The organism is [Roseibacterium] beibuensis, from assembly GCF_039542305.1.
In the GTDB taxonomy this organism is placed as follows: domain Bacteria; phylum Pseudomonadota; class Alphaproteobacteria; order Rhodobacterales; family Rhodobacteraceae; genus Roseibacterium; species Roseibacterium beibuensis.
In genome coordinates, this window is the sequence record NZ_BAABHW010000008.1 from 1 (window position 1) to 20,226 (window position 20,226).

General features: G+C 60.6%; 12 protein-coding genes. All 12 read left to right on the forward strand.

From position 1 onward, the window contains the following. The first annotated feature begins 13 nt into the window (after positions 1-13). A complete protein-coding gene (locus ABD923_RS18325) occupies positions 14-865 on the forward strand; it encodes a DUF7146 domain-containing protein (protein ID WP_259555087.1) in 852 nt (283 codons plus the stop codon). 365 nt (positions 866-1,230) lie between these two features. Continuing rightward, positions 1,231-2,163 (forward strand): DUF2493 domain-containing protein, encoded by a 933-nt coding sequence (locus ABD923_RS18330; RefSeq protein WP_259555078.1) that lies wholly within the window; start codon positions 1,231-1,233, stop codon positions 2,161-2,163. A 198-nt stretch (positions 2,164-2,361) separates the two neighbouring features. Then, a complete protein-coding gene (locus ABD923_RS18335; protein ID WP_259555077.1) occupies positions 2,362-3,222 on the forward strand; it encodes a BrxR family helix-turn-helix transcriptional regulator in 861 nt (286 codons plus the stop codon). A gap of 4 nt (positions 3,223-3,226) precedes the next feature. Continuing rightward, positions 3,227-4,372, forward strand: a complete 1,146-nt coding sequence (locus tag ABD923_RS18340; protein WP_259555076.1) for a cysteine desulfurase family protein — start codon at positions 3,227-3,229, stop codon at positions 4,370-4,372. Beyond that, the gene (locus ABD923_RS18345) at positions 4,369-5,271 is read left to right on the forward strand and encodes a DUF4007 family protein (RefSeq protein WP_259555075.1); all 903 of its coding nucleotides are present in this window, start codon (positions 4,369-4,371) and stop codon (positions 5,269-5,271) included. Before ABD923_RS18340 ends, ABD923_RS18345 begins: the two co-directional genes overlap by 4 nt. Continuing rightward, complete coding sequence (locus tag ABD923_RS18350; RefSeq protein WP_132952016.1) at positions 5,268-8,447, forward strand: hypothetical protein; 3,180 nt, start codon at positions 5,268-5,270, stop codon at positions 8,445-8,447. Before ABD923_RS18345 ends, ABD923_RS18350 begins: the two co-directional genes overlap by 4 nt. After that, positions 8,444-9,319: a phosphoadenosine phosphosulfate reductase family protein gene (locus ABD923_RS18355; RefSeq protein ID WP_259555074.1), complete on the forward strand. Its 876-nt coding sequence runs from the start codon at positions 8,444-8,446 to the stop codon at positions 9,317-9,319. Before ABD923_RS18350 ends, ABD923_RS18355 begins: the two co-directional genes overlap by 4 nt. A 7-nt stretch (positions 9,320-9,326) precedes the next feature. Then, the gene (locus ABD923_RS18360; RefSeq protein ID WP_132952020.1) at positions 9,327-11,144 is read left to right on the forward strand and encodes an ATP-binding protein; all 1,818 of its coding nucleotides are present in this window, start codon (positions 9,327-9,329) and stop codon (positions 11,142-11,144) included. Further along, the gene (locus ABD923_RS18365) at positions 11,141-12,712 is read left to right on the forward strand and encodes a hypothetical protein (RefSeq protein ID WP_345229569.1); all 1,572 of its coding nucleotides are present in this window, start codon (positions 11,141-11,143) and stop codon (positions 12,710-12,712) included. Before ABD923_RS18360 ends, ABD923_RS18365 begins: the two co-directional genes overlap by 4 nt. Before the next feature lies 1 nt (position 12,713). Then, positions 12,714-18,143 (forward strand): FtsK/SpoIIIE domain-containing protein, encoded by a 5,430-nt coding sequence (locus ABD923_RS18370; protein ID WP_259555073.1) that lies wholly within the window; start codon positions 12,714-12,716, stop codon positions 18,141-18,143. Positions 18,144-18,253: 110 nt separating this feature from the next. Continuing rightward, on the forward strand, positions 18,254-18,703 hold the full coding sequence (locus tag ABD923_RS18375; protein ID WP_132952026.1) for a class I SAM-dependent methyltransferase: 450 nt from the start codon (positions 18,254-18,256) through the stop codon (positions 18,701-18,703). Between the two features lie 28 nt (positions 18,704-18,731). After that, on the forward strand, positions 18,732-20,198 hold the full coding sequence (locus ABD923_RS18380) for a DNA phosphorothioation-associated putative methyltransferase (protein ID WP_259555086.1): 1,467 nt from the start codon (positions 18,732-18,734) through the stop codon (positions 20,196-20,198). Positions 20,199-20,226: the final 28 nt, after the last annotated feature.

Consider the following 20,226-nt stretch of genomic DNA (forward strand, 5'->3'; position numbering starts at 1 on the left):
CGTATTATGTGGAATTCCACATAATACGGATGGTGCCACGGGCGAGCATGGCGATCTTCTCGATATCATCCGCGAGCGGACTGGGATCTCCCGCTTTCCCGATCTTCTGGCCGAGGCCCGAGCGCATTTGGGCCGTCCGCAGCCGGTCCTCCCGGATGCGCCAGTGCCAAAGAAGGCCAAAGCCCCTGGTGGCACACCAGCGGCGGCGGCGCGCCTTTTCGCAGCCTCGGTGCCGGTCGCAGGCACGCTTGCCGACACCTACCTCCGCTCCCGGGGCATCTCCCAAGGCGGCATGATCAGTGCGCTTCGCTTCCACCCGAAGTGCTGGCATCGGGATGAAGGCCAGAGCCGCAGCATCCCCAGACCGGCGCTGATCGCTGCAGTTACCGATGGGGCAGGGGCCTTGCAGGGCGTGCATCGCACCTGGCTTGCGCCTGACGGACAGGGGAAGGCGGCTGTCGAGACGCAGCGGCGTGCCATGGGTCACCTCCTCGGCAATGCCGTCAGGCTGACCCCGTGTGACGACATCCTTGTGGTCGGCGAAGGCATCGAGACCATGCTGTCCCTGGTCGAGGCAGTGCCCGGCCTTCCCGTCTGGGCGGCACTCTCGTCAGGTCACCTCGGAGCGGTCCTGCTGCCGGAGGCGGTGCAGCGCCTCTACATCGCCATCGACCGCGATCCGGCCGGGCAACGCGCGGCAGAGAAGTTGAGCGCCAGAGTAACCGAGGTCGGGATTGCCGTGCGGGTTCTTGAACCGCGGCTCGGGGATTTCAATGATGATCTCCGGGCGTACGGCAAGGAAGCGCTGCGCCAGCATCTGGCAGGGCAGATCGGGCCCGAGGATCGGCAACGCCTGTTGGGCTGACTTGCATCGCGCAAGGGGCGGTCAGGGGACAGCGGGGCAGGGGTCACGGATCCCTGTCATGGCTGTGGATTGTCGCCTTTTGCCTCTTCCCGGGCAATCTCATCCACCCGTCACCCACACGGCCTTCAAGAGATGGGCAGGCGGCCGTCAAAGGGGCCGCCCCTTCAAGGACGGGGGGCGACTGATTTCCGCCGGCGGCAGAGCCGCCTTTGCATCGCGAAACAAATCAGCCGCCCCCCGTCCTCCTCCACATGCGTTCCGGCCCCGAAGGCGGGGTGAAGGGGCGTCCCCCGTGACGGCTTCCGCAGCCCATGAAGGCCGCGCGGGTTGTCGCGCGGACGAGACTGGCCCGGAGGCAAGAACCGATGATGATCCACACCCATGACGACGCGTATGAACCCGCCCACACCGCATCCCAGACCGCCCATGCGCTCGACGAGCTGCAGCTCTATGGCTACCGCCCCTTTGACGAGCCCGATCCGCGCCCCATGCCCGATGGGCAGCGCCTCGCTGTCGCCGTCGCCGACATCTTCGACGCCCTCGTCGCGACCCTGGAAGACACCCGCATGGAACCCGACCTCGAAGAGGTGCTCTGGGGCCAGGTCAACCTCTTCCACCGCGCGACGGCCCGGATCGAGCGGTCGCTCGATGAAAACGAACAGGCGCAGCGCCGCCTGCAGCGCGAGCAGGACGGCTCCGAGGTGAAATCCACCGAACTCGAGCGCCTGACGGCCGAAGGCCTGACGCTGATCGAACGTCGGAACTGCATGGACATGATGCGCGATCACGCCGCGACCGAGTTCGTCCATCACACGGGCTCGACCTGGCGCCCCCGCACCGGCTCGATGGTGAACCGCCAGCATTTGACCGCGGCGCTGATCGACAGCCGCGACTTTCTGGCCGCCAAGCGCCGCGCGGAGACCGAGGTGATGTTGCCCGCAGGCCCCAAGGTCGCCCTCACCGGTGGGACCGACTTCAACGATCACCGCCTGATCTGGGGAAAGCTCGACCAGGTCCGGACCAAGTATCCCGATATGGTCCTTCTGCACGGAGGAAGCCCGAAAGGCGCGGAACTCATCGCCGCCAAATGGGCCGAGGCGAGGGGCGTGACGCAGGTCGCCTTCAAGCCCGACTGGACCAAGCATGCCAAGGCCGCCCCATTCAAGCGCAACGACGCCATGCTCGATGTGCTGCCGGTGGGTGTCCTCGTCTTCCCGGGCAATGGCATCCAGGAAAACCTCGCCGACAAAGCCAAGAAGCTCGGCATCCCGGTCATGAAGTTCGAGAAGGGGGCATGAGCCCCCTTTTCCCCTCGCGGGGAAATCGAGGTGGAAGCCTACTACGAGGGGTCACTGGTCATTTGACCTCACGATGATGATCTGTGTTTCGAAGACAAAAGCCATTGATTGTGTCCACTCATGTGGATAGGGTTTTCGTAGGCCCATAAAGTGGGTGTGCATAGTTTCCGTTCGCACTGATTGGGCCGGGAGACCATGATGACTAATGCCGAGTCGGAACTGCGCTGGGGCGTCGAGCAACGCCTCGAGTTCATAGAGTTCCGCTTGTTCTGGGAGGGGCATGTGAATCGCAGTGATCTGATGGATCAGTTCGGGGTATCGGTGAACCAAGCGTCCACCGACCTGAACCGCTACATCGGCTTCGCACCCGGCAACATGGTCTACGACAAGAGCGCGCGGACATATGTACGTGGCTCGAACTTCGAAGCTCGGTTCCTGGAGCCCAAGGCCAGCCGCTACTTAGCGCAGCTACGCTCGCTCGCCGACGGAGTCCTCGACCGCGAGGACTCCTGGATTGCCAACCTCCCGCCGTACGCATCTGCCCCTATGCCTGTGCGCGGGGTCGATCCGTTGACGCTTCGTTCTGTCGTAGGAGCCATCCGCCGGTCCGAAGCAATCGAGGTGAGATACCAATCCCTGTCCCACCCGGAGCCAAGCTGGCGCTGGATCGCGCCTCACGCAATAGCCTTCGACGGCTTCCGCTGGCACACGCGAGCGTTCTGTTTTGCTGACAATTGTTTCAAGGATTTCCTGCTGTCCCGAATGCTCAAGATCCGCGGTTCGCGGGGCACCGACACGTCGGCCGTCGACGACAATGATTGGCACGCCGAGGTAACGCTGGAGATCGCCCCTCACCCCGACCTCTCGGATACGCAGGCGAAGGTCATCGCTCTGGACTACGGCATGCGCGGCGGCAAGGCGAAGATCAAGGTAAGACGCGCGCTATTGTATTACGCGCTGAAGCGGCTTGGCCTAGATACCGATCCTTCAGTACGGAAGCCGCACGATCAGCAGATTGTGCTTTTGAATCCGGCCGAAGTGATGAGAGACGTTAGTTAAACAGATGCATTCCCAAATAGTCTACCTCGACAATAACGCTACTACTCGACCATTCCCAGAGGTCGTAGCCGCCGTAACTCGGTCGCTCGAAAGTGACTGGGCTAATCCGTCGAGCCCGCACGGATTTGGACAGGCCGCAGCACGGACAGTGGCGTTATCCCGTGAACAAGTGGCACGACTGCTCGGAGTGCGTGCAGAGCAAGTGGTTTTTACTTCCGGTGCTACTGAAGCTAACGAGGCAGTGTTGCGTTATCACGCGACACTCGGAGCGACGCTTATTACCTCGACGGCAGAGCACCCAGCTGTGGCAGGATTTTATTTTCGACACATGCCACAGAAAGTCAGAACAGTTCCTCTGGACAAATCCGGGCGCTGGCGACTGGATGCACTTGAGTCAGTTCTAGAGGCCGTTAGCGGGCCTAAACTGATAGCTTTCGCTTGGGCCAATGGCGAAACGGGTGTTCTTCAGGATCTGACTGCAATCAAGCTCATGGCACACAAATATTGCGCCGTTTGTCTGATTGACGCCTCACAAGCGGTGGGGCGGGTTGTTTTTGAAGCGGATAGCGTATCTTATTTTACTTTTTCAGGTCACAAGCTGCACGGGCCGAAGGGTATTGGAATTTTGATACAGCCGGGAACAGTGCCGCAAGTAGAGGTTTTAATAGGTGGCGGGCAAGAGCGTGGTTTGCGAGGCGGTACATTAAACGTATCAGGTATCGTTGGTCTCGGCGTCGCGTGCGAACTCCGAAAGCGGAACCTAGAGAGCGCTATTGCTCGCATGGGCAGACTGCGCGACAGCTTTGAGAAGCAAGTTATTGCTGCAATCCCCGACGTCCGTGTGAATGGCTCGGATACGCAGCGGGTTCCTAACACTGCTAGTCTTACGATTCAGGGTGTGGATGGCATGGCACTTGTGGCTCGCCTCGAGGCGCGTGGCATCATTTGCTCGCAGGTTTCGGCATGCTCCTCGGGGCAGCCAGAGCCGTCACGCACACTACTTGCGATGGGCCTGTCAAGAGACGATGCCTATTCAAGCCTCCGAATAGCTTTTGCCGTTGACACAAAAGAAGATGACGTCGACTTCGCAGCACAAACAATGGTGGAAGAGGCGCTGTTTCTTCGGGAGATGATGGGTGGGCTTGTATGAAGCTTGGCGGACATGAAACCTTCTATCCGAGGCCAGGCTGGTTGACGAAGGGCCTCCTTCACCTGCGAGCAGGCGGTATAGGCGTGTTTTCGGCACCCGAGACAGCGGACCAGCTTGGAGTCGGGCGCAACATGGCTAAATCAATTGGCTGGTGGTTGCATGCGACGGGCCTCGCGACACGGTCGAGCAGGAACAGTCCGCTAGAGCCCACGCCCCTCGGCGCCATATTGGCAGAGTATGATCCTTACATGGTTCGGCTGGGTACTTGGTGGCTGGTGCATGCCAGCGCAATGACTTGTGGAGCCGAGACGTCGCTGCCTTGGTTTTTCTCGCCGCGTCGACCAGAGCGCTGCAACCGGACAGTATTGGCTGAGGCACTGATGCGCGATCTCTCGCCGAAACGAGGAAAGGCACCAGCTGTAAAGACGGTGCAACGCGAGGTCGCTGCTGTGATGCAGGCCTACGCCGTACCGGTGCCACGTTCGCGTAGTGATCCAGAAGACAATCTAGGTTCACCATTTCACCGGCTTGATCTGTGGCGACATCTCTACGGGACGGACCGTTTCGAGCGATCGGAAACGACGCCCATCCCGCCGGAGGCACTTGGGCTCGTCCTTTCGGCGCTCGGGATGAGCCAACCCTCCGCCACTTTGCGTGAGGGGATTTTGCAGGACATCACGATCGGCAGCGCGCCGATGACACGGGCTGGGGCGATGTTGGGTCGGTCACGCGAAGCGCTCTTGGATATTGCCGCAGCAAGTGAACGGGAACTGGGGCCCGAGGTACTGCGGGTGCGGACACTGGCCGGAGAACGCTATGTTTCGCTGCCGAGTGCGGCTGCCGCGACCTGGGCGCGGCGCTTCTATGACCGCGTTGGCGCAGCCCGGGAGGCGGCATGAACCTCTTGCGCTCAATCAACATCGCGGATGACCGCGCGCGGGCAGAGGTGATCGCCGCATACCGTCCCACGCGCAAGACCCTACAGGTGGTACGCGCTGTCTGCGGACTTGAACGGAGCTCGGCCACTAATGTGGTCGCACCCTATGGCGCGGGAAAATCGCTTGCCGCGCTTGCGGGGATCACCCTTCTTGCTGGCGATCCGACTATGGCCCGGCAACTGCGCGCGCGCATCGCTGCAGTTGACCCGGCTTTGGGCTCAGTCGAGACCCACGGGTCGACGCTACTCCTGCTGCTGCATGGCGCCTGCCCCGACCTAGCTGCGGAGCTTGCCGAGCGGGCGGAAGTGGAAGCAGGCCCGCTCTCCAAGGTTCTTGCGGCAATCCTCCGCCTTGCCCGCCGGAACGGCATGGCGCAGATCGCTATCGTTTGGGACGAGTTCGGCCAGCATCTCGAAACCCTTGTGCGCGAGGGCCGTCCAGAGGACCTGCTGGCGGTGCAGGATCTGGCGGAATGGGCGGTGCGACGGACCGAGCCTCGGGTGACGCTGACAACCCTCATGCACCAAGGGGTCTACCATTACACCCGACGTGCATCGGACACGGCACAATCAGCGTGGAGAAAGATCGAGGGGCGATTTGAAACGCTCAGCTTGATCGACGATGGCGTCGACGCGATGGAGATGCTGGCTGAGGCGCTTGACGAGCGGCGCGACACGCCTGATGCAGCTGCCATTGCCCGCGCCCGAGCCGCTGGCTTCTTTGCCGATATTACCGACGACGCAAGGCTGTCCGACATCCTCTCCCGCACTGCGCCGCTGACACCGGCAGCGCTTCAGATTCTGCCAAGCCTCGCCGCGCAGGTGGCTCAGGCCGAACGGACGATGTTCCGCTACCTTGCTGATGTGGTGGCGGCGGCCGAGCCTGGGACAGCTCTAGGCGTTGATGCGCTCTACGACTTCTTCGCCCCCGCGATGCGCTCCGACACAGGACCAGGTGGCACCCACCGCCGCTTTGTCGAGACAGAGACAGCGCTGTCACGCGCCGAAACAGATCTAGAACGGAGGGTGATAAAGACCGCGGCGTTACTGCAACTTGGCCGCAGCGCGGAGCGGCTGAAGCTGCCGCACGCGCGGCTGGTCTATGCTGTGGCGGAGGGTAGCCCAACGACGTCAGAGGCCGTCGATGCCGCAATCGAAGCGCTGGTGGCGCGCAAACTGCTCCTCCATCGCCGCAGGGTAGACGACATTTCGGTCTGGCATGGCGCTGACATCGACCTTGGTCAGATGGTCGCTGAGGAGGCCACTCGATTGGCGATGGAAAGCGACCCGGTGGAGTCGCTGGAACGGATGTTCCCGCCAGATGCCTATACTGCGCCACCTTACAACCACGCCCGAGGTATTACCCGCTTCGCTCGGGCCCGCTTCGTGCGCGAAGGCGACCTGATCTCGGCTCCAGGCTTGGAGGTACTCCGGGCTCATGCCGATGGCGAGGATGCGCTTGTGGCGCTAGTCATCGACGCTACTGCAGACCGGTCGGACCTCATGGAGCTTGCCCGCGCCCTTCCGCCCCACCTAATCTTGGCACTGCCCCGCCGTTCCGCCGAGGTTGGCCCAATTCTCGCTGACCTCCTCGCAATGGAGGCGCTGTTAGACCGCCACGAGCTTCTTGCCACCGACCCGCTAGTGGAGCGCGAGCTTCAGGAACTGAAGTCCGAGGCCGAGGCAGCACTGCGTCAGAGCCTCGAACGCCTGATGAACCCCGACCGTGGCGAAGTTGTCTGGTTGTCTGGGCCGGCGATTCACAGGTTCGCCGAGAGCGGCACGTCAGGCGAGATCCTTTCGCGCCTGTTCGAGGAGCGCTTCCCCTATACTCCGCGGATCGCCAACGAGCAGGTTGTCCGGCGCAGAGTCTCGGCAGTAACTCGCTCGGCCCGCAAACGCTGCATGCTTGCGATCATCGAACGCACTGGTATCCGTGCGCTCGGCTACGAAGGCGCCACATCCGCCGACGCCTCGATCTACCGCACGGTCTTCGAGCACACCGGCCTCTATGGCTGCATCAACGGCGCTTGGCGGTGGCGGATGCCTTCCGAATTAGATGATCTCTCGATGAGGCATGTATGGTCAGAGATCGAGGGATTCTTTGCCCAACCATCTGAACGACTCAAGAGTGTAGAGGACCTCATCGACCGGCTGACAGCCCCACCAATCGGGCTGCGGGAAGGTGTGCTGCCACTCCTGTTGACGGCAGGTATGATTGCGTTCGGAAGAGCGTTGGCGTTGCGGGAACTCGTCGATGGCCGCGCGAGGTATGTGGACGACATCCAGCCAAGCCTGATTGAAAAGATGTGCGAGGAACCAAAGCGGTTCGAACTGGAAGTGCCGACTCTGACGTCAGGGCAATCAAGCAATCTCAAGAAGATGATCCGGTGTCTAGTCGGAGACCTTGACCCGCAGGAGCCAGACCTGCTGCGAGGGCTTTACGATGCCTTACTGGAATGGCGAAGTGGACTTCCGCCTACGGCCCTCAGCACAAAAGGCTTGGGCGAGAATGCGGATCTGCTCCAGCCTCTCTTGCGCAAGAAGTCTTTCGACCCCGTCAACTTCCTATTCCGAGAACTGCCGCAGGTGCTCGGAGAGCCAGCCCTGAACGCAGAGACGATTGAAGTATTTGCTACAGCTGTACGCCAGATCGAAGGTGTATCATCGGCCTTTGCTGACCAAGCAATTGACGTCGCTGCAGCGATTTTTAGCCGCCGGCTCAGGGGCAGCCCGCGCTCTCTTCTCGATGCGGCCTCGGAGTGGGCGGCCTGCGTTCCACTGGGAGACGAAGAGGTGCGCGCCCTTGATCATGAAGCTAGGGGCGTACTCGCACGTGCGCGCAGCTCCAGCAACTCCCCCAGGGGCGCGCGAGGTTTCGTAACTCAGTTGAGCGGCATTCTATGCGGAGAGGGCTTCGAAGCATGGGATGACCGGACGGCTGACCTCTTTCGCGCTCGGCTCGAGGAGGCACTTGTGCGGATTGAAGAAGCGGTGCTTGAGCGCGCGGACGGCAGCGACGCATTCGAGCCTTTTTTGCGCAACAAGCTGGCGACAATTTTTGATGTTTACGATGCAAAAATCGGTCGTGCGCGTCTGATCAAATACTTGGATGAGATATACAGGGGAACGTCATGACGCCAACTAGTCTTTCCGATGCGGTGCAGGACCGGTCACGGCGCCATATCATCCCGCTGAGTGGGGGCAAGGACTCCACCGCGCTGGCGGTGTATATGCTCGAACGGCACAGCGACCTGCCGTTGGAGTTCGTGTTCACAGACACCGGGGCAGAGCTGCCCGAGACCTACAGCTATCTGCGCCGGTTCGAGGCGATCTTCGGAGTCGAAATCAACCGGCTTACTGCCCTCGATTTACCCGAGCTGCAGGTGCGCTCAAAAGGTGGGCGCCGGTCGCCCTTCGATGTCTTGCTGAACGAAGTCTATTCGGGTTTCCTCCCTAACCCGCAGGCGCGCTGGTGCACTCGCATGCTTAAGATCAAGCCGTTCGAGCATTTCGTCGGCGGCGACGATGCATTTAGCTACATCGGCATTCGTGCTGACGAGAACAGGGAAGGCTTTCGCGGCGCCTCTGCCGGACCCTCACCTGAAGACGACGAAGTGCGGCCCGAAACAGGACGCGCCAAGCCGGTAGTGCTGTCCAACCGCAACAACATCTTGCCGGTCTATCCGCTCAAGGACATCGGCTTCGGCCTCGACGAGGTTCGCGACTTGCTGCTGGGCAGCGGTCTCGGGCTGCCGCCCTACTACGATTGGCGGTCGCGGTCGGGCTGCTACTTCTGTTTTTATCAGCAAGTCGGAGAGTGGCAGGGGCTGAAAGAACGTCACCCTGAGCTCTTCGAGGCGGCCAAGACCTACGAGGTGACCAAGGCGAACGGGCGGCGCTTTACTTGGTCTCAGACCCGCTCGCTGGAAGAGCTGGAAAAGCTTCGCGAGCGCTATGCGACCCCAACAGGCGAGCCGGAAGACGGATGCGCCATCTGCCACTTGTGAGGCTAGGATGAACAGCAACCCCCTCGTCGATTTCCTGGCCTCCTACGGCCCTCAAGCGTCCTCGAATAATCTCTACGATGAGTTTGTGGTTGAGGCCGCCAAGAGGACCGGCTGTGCGGCCCTTGAAATTGACCAGCCCCTCACTGCCGAGTTGATCGGGCTTCTGCAGTCCGCCACGCCAAAATGTGTGATCCTTACCGGGACGGCTGGGGATGGCAAAACGTACACTGCTCGGAAGGTGGCCGAAGCGCTGTCCGGCGAGGCTCGCGTTTGGTCCAACACACAAAAGATCTATACCCTGCCTAAACCCTTGCCGTCCGGCCGATCGGCTCTCTTCATTAAGGATCTCAGCGAGATCAACGAAGCTGAGAAGAACCGCATATTTCCCGACATCATGGCTACGCTGACCGGCGAGAGCACCGAAGTCTTCATTATATGTGTCAACGATGGTCATCTGCTGAAGTTCTTCCGAGATCGTGGGGAAGCGGAGCTTCACGACCGTTTCGCGGAGATGCTGCGCACCGACGCCCGCGAAGATCCGAACGGACACTTCTTGCTCGTCAACATGTCGCGGCAGTCCCATCGCCACCTTGTGGATCAGATCGTCGACGGCGTGGTGGCCCACGATGGATGGCGAGGGTGCGAGGGCTGTCCGGCGCTTGCCGACAAGGACAATCCCTGTCCAATCCGCTGCAACCGCGACATCCTTCTCCGGAACGATCCGGCATCAATGCGTGCCCGGCTCAAGGACATGATCCGCATGGCCGCCGCCGATGGACGACATCTGTCGATTCGTCAGCTAATCTTGCTCACGGTCAATATCCTGCTCGGAGACGCACGAGCCGGTTCGACCCTGTTGACTTGTCAGAAGGCGCAGCGACGGGCGCGGGAGAACGACTATGGTTCGACAAATCCCTTCGCCAATGCCTTTGGGGTGAACCTGACCGAGCGCGAGCGCCGGCAATATGGCGCCTTCACAGTCCTCAGCGAGTATCAGGTGGGGTTTGAAACCAACAACGTCTTCGATCACGGGCTGTTGTGGGGCGACGAAAGCTTGCCTGACTGTCCGTGGTACGGAGAGCGCATCTTCGCGTCGATTCGAGACATGTACCGGGGTGACCCTTCCCGCCATTCAGCCGATCTTCAGCGCGCCATTGTCGATCAGCGGCGGCGGCTGTTCTTTTCGCTCGATCCGCAGAGTGCCGAGGTCCGTACCAACCCACACCGCAGCCCGTGGAATCTGTCTGTCTTCAAGCATGGCGTCGACTACGTCGCGATGGTCGATGGCCTCCTCGGCTCGGGCATGCCACAGCAGATTGCTCGCCAGTTGCTGCGCGGACTGAACCGCATGATGACCGGTGAGATGACGATCACAGACGATCGCCTTTGGATAACAGCGCCACCCGGTGTCTATCTGGGCAGTGAAATCCCGCTGCTAGTGCAGCATGCCGGTCATCCTCGCACTGGCGGCATTAGCACGATGTCCTTCCTTGTGTCGGGCAACCACCGCGTCGGTCCTTCCGACAACGGCCGACCGCCGGTAATTCGAGTCGTAACCCGAGGGCGGGTGGATCGGGCGGTGGACCTGGCGCTTCGACCAACCCTGGTAGAGTGCTTGCTTCGGATTGCCGATGGTGCTCTACCGGCCAGCTTTTCCTCGGAATGCCAGCGGGAGGTCGAGCGCTTCCAGTTGCAGGTGGCCACGGAAGTCCGACATGCGTTCGAGTTCGACGGAGCAGCTCCGATGCCCAAGGAGGTCCGGATGTTGGACGGCAACCTGCAAGAGCATGCGATCGCAATCATGGCAGAGGGAGATGCCTGGTGATGAACATCATGTCCACTAGCAGACTGCCGCCCCCCCCGAACGTCCTCGACAGTTCCGACATGCGTGTGCAGGAGCTTATTCACGGTCACCGCTTCATGCAGGAGCAGGAGCCGTTCATGATTGTCCTCGAGACCCTAGCGGTCTGCGCGGATAGACCTCTAGGCAGCGTCCTGCCCAAGCCGGACGCACATGAAGCATTCCACTATGCTCTACCTCACCGCCGCAAGATGCGGTTCTTGCTGTTTCAGGATCGGCATCTTGAACAGGTTGTCGAGGACAGTTCCATCCCTGACCACGAAAAGTGGCACGAATGGAAAAAACGGGTCAACGCGCAGTTCGGTGAAGGACAACGCGAGCTCGGTGCGGGGGCCTCGCACGATGCCTTCGCCTACCTAAACGAACGGTTTTCAATGGATATCAACGCTCTGCACCAAGCAGTCCGGCTGCTGCAGTCGCGTGAGCTTGATGTGATGCACAACCGACGGTGGACGTCGCGCTTCCTCGCGGTGACCGGACCGGACATGATCTGCACGGACATGCGAGAGGCCCGCGGCGGCTGGACGGCTGACCGTCGCTTCTTCGGCCGAGGTGGCGAGCTTGTATATTTGATGCTGAACCGCTCATCTTTCGCAGTCGAGCTGAAGCGGTTGGTCCAAGAGCGGCTTCTCTCCGAAAACGACCCGATCAATCGGATCGCACAAGCCTTGTCAGACCCGGCAGACACCGGCGCGTCCAACACCCAGATCGGATATCTCCCGCACCTGACCCTGTCCGCCTATGATCGTCTCGCCGAAGACTGGCTTAACATCCTGATGTGCAATCGCTTGCCGGAGGGCCACCTTTTCGAGCCTCTTTTCCGTATCACCGGGCTCAACATCGTCGTCTATCTGGCGGAGCGGGCACAGGAAGAGGTTGGGGCACCAAAAGCAATACCGATCGTTGCCGATCTTACCGATGGAGGCAACCAGCAGCTGCGCGAGGAGGCCAAGGTCCACCTCAACCTGCACCGGGATGTCGCCAATCGTGCGGTACGCGCCTTTGTGGAGCGAGTGCTTGGGGACTGCGATCGTTGGAAGATGGCGCTAGAGCGCAGCGATCCTGGACTCGCCAAGCAAGCATTGAAGGAGAGATTTGGCTTCACCAAGGGCGATGACCATCGCGGAAACGCTGCGACACCTGCGCAACAACTAGAAGCATTCATCGACCATGCGATGCAACGCGACAAGAATAATACCTACAAGTACCTGTTGCCGCTAGCAAAGGCGTCAGGACTGGCGACGTCGCGACAACGGGTTGGGCCGTGGTTCGCCCTCGATGATGGGATGCTATTTTCCCTCGTTCTCGCCAATGTCACGCACACCATCGAGTTGCGGGATTTCGTGGCCCAACTTTACCGGCGCTATGGGCTGGTTATCGGCCCCGAAGAGGCCCGAGATGCATTCGGGCGTATCCATGTCGAGCGCTACGAAGCAAACCTTGCCGCCCTCGAGGCGCGCATGACCCGGCTCGCCCTGACGCAACGGCTTTCGGATGACTGTGCATTCGTGACGAACCCATACAGGTTGTGAGATGAATTTATCAACAAAGCTTTCCGAGGTTTCCGCCCCTGACGCCAGGAGAGGCGATCTAATCGCTCGCGTCGTCTGGGGGATTGTGCTGAGCGCCGTAGACAACGCGGCGGCTGGGCAGCGTGTCACCTTCATGCTCGCTGGTTTGAAGGCCGAGGCGCTTGAGGGGATCGCTCGCAACAAGCCTGAAGATTTACATGGCAGGAGCGTCCTTCTGAAGATGAACCCCAAGGCCGCACCGGGTATGCAGGTCGATGAGGATTATCTGTCCGAGGAATCCGCTGTCCATTGGCGCCACAATGATGCCGCCGAAGTCATCGTCTTCGCGCCGCCTGACGCCGAACGTGAGGGCATCGGCGCCGGACTTGGCCCGATCTCCCGCATCGACGAACCCAGAATAATTGACCAAATCCCGGCATGGGTCGCGGAACTGAGAGAGACAGGAGAGGCGAACAGCTACCTTCGGGCCGCACTCGAAGGACTCCGCGACGCACGGGAAGTGTGCCTCGACCTTCAAATGTGGGTCGATTTCATATGTGCCATAGTCGATCAGGCTTTTGCCTATAAAGTCGATGTTCGCATCAGGAATGCGATGCCGGCTCTACGGATTCCAAAAGACGGCATCGTCAAGCTTCCAGCCTTCAAGCCGGAAGGTAACCCGAAGGCGCGTGCGCGGGACTTCTCTGCAGCATTTCGCGATGCCCGCCTCGAGGCCGGGGTCTACGCCACTCTCATGACGCCCAAGCACGAGCGCGTTGATGTCGTAGCTGTGCGTGCACGGGTGGACGAGTTCCAGCATGACAACGAGCCTGAGGTGATTGAGGCTCTCGACGCTGTTCGAGCTCTCTTGGACGACGCAGATATGATCCTTCCTGGCGGGTGGCGGCCAAGCCAGGAAGCGTTCTGCCGCAAGGTTTCCTGGGAACGCGTCGGGGCCAGCGTGTTTGGGGGCAAGCGGAGTTCCTCTACGGAAAGCCTCGGCAAGCGCACCCTGCGCTTCATCGAAGGCAACTACGGCCACGATGTCACCAAAGAAGATCGGGACCTTCTCGACAGCCTGACCAACACCACACCACGCGAGCCACGCGACGTCGAAGTGGAGTTCTTTAATCGTTGGCAGGAGCGCCTGGGCCGTGACGTCAAGCTCTTCAAGCCTTGGCAGAAGCGACTGTTTTCAAAGGAGGTCATTGGGCACGATCTTTTGTCTGCCTTTGCCGAGGGTTTCGAGGCACTCATAATTGCAGGCGACGCGGCGCTGGTGGACATGACTGAGCCGCGGGTCCTCGTTCGTGCCACACAGCACGACAAGGCCCTCTTCTGGGAGGGGCTTGATCCAGATATTCATCGGCTGTTCAACTTTGAGCTGAGGGCCTTGAAGGCGCTCTTCGGGCCAAATGTAGTTTGGGACTTGGCCGCAGCCGAGAAGTACCAGGGTACCGGGGATGCCGGCGGCAACGAAGCGCGGAAGATCGACCTTGAACTGTATCTGGTAGAGGCCGAGGATTTGACCGACCTGGGCGGTCTTCGCAATCCCCCCAAGCAGGCACCCCGGGTCAAGACGACGTGGCAACCCGGAAAGTCACCCAAGGATGAACCTATCAGCCTCGCCCTGATCGAGGATCTCGACGCCCTAGCCAAGGCGGCCGAGGCGGGCGACAGCGTGTTCCGACCGCTGAACTTCGCGCCGCGCTCGAGCGGGGAGAACACGCGCCTCTCCTCTACGAGCCTATACGACCGGTATTCCTTCAGCGATGTAGCCCAAGGCCAGCAGGGACGCACCTTCGATTTGGTTGTCCGGCCACAGGAGGATCTGCTTGGAGATCTTCGTTCACGGCTGCAAGAGCTTGAACGTAACCGAACACTGGACAGCGAAACCGCGACGGCCGTGATGGCGGCCACCGAAGCCTTCGACATTTCGTATCGTAGGGCGGTGAAGCAATTGTCGGAGAACCCGGGTGCGGCCTTCGCATCGAGCATCCTCGAAGAGCAGGCCGAGGCCTATGGAATCCTATGCCGCACATGTCGTCTGCCCGCGACCACGGGCCGGGCGGGACGGGATATTCGTGCGCTTGTCGCCGGTATCGGCGTGGTGGCCTCCGACGGTGCCGATTATATGGCTATTCTGGCCGCTTGGCACCCCCTTCGGTTGGCCGAGCGGCGAGCGAAGATAATTGAGCTTTCCTCTTTTGTGGAGGCCGTACTGACGTCCGGCCCGGCCCGCAGCGCCGATCTCTCCGGTGCCTTTCAAGAGCGGAGGCTCGCTCGCTCCCGCTGGGTTTTTCCCGAGGTCGTTTTTGCTCGCGAAATGACGATGATCGCGGTCGAGGATCTTGGCGGTTACAGCCTGATGGTTCCTGCAGACTGCGTAGCCCGCAACCAAGAGGCGCTCGAAGCTTCCGCGCCATCGGCTGCAGTGAAGTTCATGGAGGGCGTCGACCAGTACCTCGAGGTTCACCCCCATGAGGCTACCAACCTTTCGGCGGCAATCTTCGACTCGGAAAGCCAGACTCTGCCGCGCGAGGTTGCGCGGGAGATGGCCAAGCGTCTGCAACGGAGGTCAGACCTGCGCTGCGACCTCGTAATCACGCACCGTGATCAGGATCGCATGCGCAAAATATATCGAAATCAAAACCTCCGCTTGGGAGCAGAGAATATTAGCGAGACGGCGCGCGGGTTTCTGTCGAGGCTGCGGGTCGATGTGCGCTCAAACCGTGCCGCGGAAGGCGTGGATAGTGAGGTGCGGGAACTCGATTTGGTCTTCCTGCACGATGTCATCAGCCACCATGCCGATCCGGTCTGGGTGGAGGAGGCTGGCGGCTCACAGGATCTTCCCGCCCCCTTTGATCCCGGCATGGCTCGGCGACCTCGGCGCCGGATGACTGAGACCGATGCTTCAGGCGTGGGAATCTACCTCACACTACCGAGGCCGCCTCGCGCTGTAGGGCAGTACCAGGACCTACTCTACGAACTGGCGAAAGGCTTCTTGCCTGGCGGGTTTCACGGGGTGCTCATCCGGCAGGCACAATTTGCTGACGCCAAGGTGGTCGATCTGATCCGTCGTGCACACCAATTGGCAGAATGGGTGATCACCTATGATAAGGTGGCCAGCCGAACCCTGTTCGAGCGCAGCGGCGTTCAGATTATCAGCGACATCTCGGTCCCGGGGGCGGACGGCCGGGTGATCGTAAGCGCTGGCAAGGTGGATGATCGGCTTAAGCGAAACGTCCGCGATGATCTCATCGATGCTTGCGGCATCACAGCGCCGGATGCGGAGAAGCTCGCGGGGGTAGTCATCCGCGACGTGCTGCGGATCTCGGGCCAGAAGGTCCTATCGGCGGCCCGATACACCAACGCCTCACGTGAAATGATCGGCCTCGCCGTGATGCGCGCTTGGATGGAGGGTGCGCTGAAGAGCACAGTGGATGACGACCCAATCTGGATCTCTCTCGACGATTACCGTGGCTGGTTCATGTCCGAGAAGGGGCGGGTTGCCGATGCCATCGCCGTCACTATCGATTATGACAATGCGAAGTTCCGAGTGTTCCTGCAGGTGGGCGAAGCAAAGTTTGTTGAGAAAACGTCCGAACTAGCCACGATCCGGGAAGCGCAACAGCAGGTCCAGGACACAGTGGACCGTCTTGTCCGTCTGTTCATCGACAACGATGACGCCATCTCGCGGGCGGCGGCCTGCGCAAGATTGGCCGATCTCCTCGTTAATCGGGACGGGGTGACGGAGCGGCTTCCCAATCCCGTCCAACGTGCCGCGTTCTTCAACGCCTTGAGCACAGGCGAAGTATCGTTTCATATAAGTGGCGAAGCCGTGGTGTGCCTGCACGACGATCATGGTCCGGTCTGGCGGTGCGAGGCGGATCCGGATCGACCATTTCTTCGCCACCATGTTCTAACCACCCCGGCTATTCGTCAGACACTGCAGCACACTGTGGGCGGAGAGGTTCCTCAGCGCGAAGGTCTCGGCGACATCGACTGGTATTGTGAAGGCGATGCCCCGAAGCCTAGCCTGAAACCGCTTGCGGACACCACTGTAGTTCTAGAGGAAGGCTCCACGGCCCCGGAGGAACTGTCGGACGAAAACCCGGAGGTGACGCGGAGTACGACGGAGACGGGTGGCTCCGCCGATACTACCGGTGCGGAACCGGTTGAAGCACAAGAAGATGCAGCAAATGCGGAGCCGGTGCCAGAGCCGCCGCGTTTCCTACCGCCTCCAGTCTTCGAAGTCCTACGCGATATGGCGGCAACCGAGGGCGGAGCGATCACCGATGCTGATTCCCTCGCTTGGGCCGATCGAATGGCGATGGAAACCCAGCGTGCACTAAGCCATTTTGGCATGCAGGCCGAGTTTGCGGACCCCAAGCCGAGGCTAACGCCCAACGGCGCGCTAATCGCTTTCCGCGGCCATCCCTCGCTGACTGTCGACAAGATCGAGAAGCGCACAAGCGAATTGCTGACGACATATGGCATCGAGGTTGCAGATGTACGGCCCGGACGCGGCCGTATCTCAGTCTTCGTAACGCGGGAGACGAGGGCTCGCGTACCGCTTGCCTCGACCTGGCTAAGTGCCCACTGGCCTGATCGTGACCCCGGCCAGGCCACCTCCTTCATCCTCGGAGCGCGTGAAGATGAGGACCGGTTGTTGTATTTGAACCTTTCCGAGTCCTTCGCTGGGTACGACGCGCACGGTCCGCACACTCTGATCGCGGGTGAGACCGGCAGCGGTAAGGGGATCCTGACGCAAGGGATTCTGCTGCAGCTCATTGCCTTCAACGATCCCGAAAAAGCCGAGCTGATCGTGGTTGACCCGAAGAAGGGAGTGGACTTCACTTGGTTGGAAGGCGCTCCGCAGATGAAGGTGCCGATTGTCACCGAGGTGAGCGACGCGCAGACGATCCTCCAAGATCTCGTGGTCCAGATGGACGCCCGCTACGACAAATTCGCCGCAGTCGGTGCCGCCAACATCACGGAATACAACCGCAAAGTCACGCCTCAGCAGCGGATGTCACGGATCTTTCTGGTGCATGATGAGCTAGGCGCATGGATGGCACAGGAGAAGGAGTATCAGGAAGTCGTACTCTCCTCCGTGGCCAATCTCGGAATGAAGGCGCGTGCAGCGGGTATTCACCTGACCTTGATCACACAGCGCGCCGACGCGGAGGCTGTACCAGGGCGGCTTAGGGACAACATGGGTAACCGCCTTTGCCTGAAGGTGCAGAATAGTACTGGCTCACGGATGGTTCTCGGGGTCGGCGGCGCCGAAAAGCTCTTGGGCAAGGGTCATCTCGCCTGCGTTCTTGCTAATCAGCAGCTACCACCAGGGCAGAACTTCTTCGTGGTGCAGGTGCCCTTCGCCGAAACAGAGGATATGCATCGGCTTGCCGCCGCCGCAAAGAGTTATTGGGCATCCCGACTCAGCTAATAATCGCTTGGCGCCCGGTGTCGCACCGAGCGAGAGGGTCATGAATGGAGATAGATGGGTCTAGCACAGGGAAGCGGGTTGGCGGTGCGCTCTATGTGCACCAATCTGCTATGGACTGTCTTCTTCTGGAACAGTCGAGGCCGATCGCTGCCGCTGCCGAGCACGTTCCAAAGGGCAACTGGAACGTGGCGAAGATTGATCTGGCGGATTACCGCGCCGTATCACTTCTGAACTACGAGGATTTCGCGGAGCACGCCTTTCCTGCGCTGCGCCAAAGCCACCGTGTCGATCTTGGGACTGGAGTGGTGACCGTCCGTCGCTACCAGACTAATCCGCCGATCCTCCATCGCAAGGAACTACTGCTGGCTCCCGACGCCCCCGGACGCGATGTCTATTTGGCGCTGACGCGGGAGCTTGAGCGGCGAGGCCTCTTCGTTGACATGACGCGGCGTGGGCGGCAACACGCCTGGGAGGCGGCTTTGGCCGAAGCAGGAATCGAGGTGCGCGATCACCGCGTCGTTGCCTCCCGGACCACCCGAGGTAGTTTCGATGACTGCTGAGGGAGCGGATAGCCCATTTGGTGGCGTGATGCCACCCGTCGCCAGACACAGGACAGCGATTGGACGGAACAGCCTGTCCGCTCCGATGGCCGCGCTCAACGCTGCGGGGCTTCTAGAGGACGGAATCAGCGTTCTCGACTACGGCTGCGGCCGCGGCGACGACGTGCGCGCGCTCAGGGCCGCCGGGATTGATGCAGTCGGCTGGGATCCTCACTTCGCGCCAGATCGAAGTGTGCTCGCGCCGCGGGATATCGTTAACCTCGGCTTCGTCCTCAATGTGGTTGAAGACCCAGCCGAACGGTGCGACGTACTGCGCAAAGCATTCGATCTTGCCGAGCGTTGCTTGGCCGTTGCAGTCATGTTGGTCGGCAAGGGCGATGTTTCAGGCCACCGGCCGCATGGCGATGGCTTCCTTTCCTCTCGTGGCACCTTCCAGCGCTACTACACTCAGGTGGAACTGCGAACCCTTCTGCTCGAAACGCTGGATATGACGCCCATAGCAGCTGGTCCGGGCATCTTCTTTGTGTTCCGTGATGAAGAGCTCGAACAACGCGTTCTATCGCGCCGACAGATGGGAGTGGGGGGGTGTCGACCGATCCTGTCGGTGCCCCGCCAGCCGTCGAACCTAGCGTCAGGGCCGTCCTGTCGCCAAGAAGTACTCGCTTCGGTAAGGAACGATCTCATAGACCTTTTGCTGACGATGGGCCGCGTCCCTCATGCAGATGAAATACCCCCAGATCTGCAAATGCGCTTAGCGGACGGGCGCTTGTCGATAAAAGCGGCGATAGCCGATGCGCTATCGGCCATCCCGATAGACGAAATGGCTACCGCCACTGCTGATCGCGCCGACAAAGTCGGTCGCTTCTTTGCCCTCGGCGCCTTCTCCGGTCGTGCCCCGTACCGTCGGCTATCGCCTGATTTGCAACGCGATATCCGTGCGTTCTTCGGCTCGCTATCCGCGGCAGAGGGGGTCGGCCGACGCATGCTCTTTGACGCCGGCGATATGGCTGCCCTTGCGGAGGAGGCGCACGCCCATGCAATTGCCGGCGTTGGGCACCTGTCAGGCGACAAATACCAGGTCCACGCCCGCGACCTGCCAAAGCTGACACCGCGACTGCGCACATACATCGGCATCGCACAAACACTTGCGGGCACTCTGGACGGCACCACGATATATCGCGTCCACCTCGCGTCTCGGAAGCTGACAGCACTCCTTTACCCGGACTTCGCCACCAGCGCTCTGCCAAGGCTTTCGGAGCGCACAAAGGTTGACTTGCGTACGGGTGAAGTGTCCATTTTTAATCACCAGTCTGACGGACGAGTTACCGTTCTAATGGAAAAGTCGGTATACATGATTGAGGAAGATGAGAGGTACGTTGATCAGGTAAAGTTCGAGCTAGAACTTCGGCATCTATTTCGAGATTCAATCTCAAATATACCATTCAATGAGGTGGCCCACGCAATTATTAAGGCCGGTTTGAAACTACCATATTGAAAATGGGTATAATATCATTTGCAGGGCT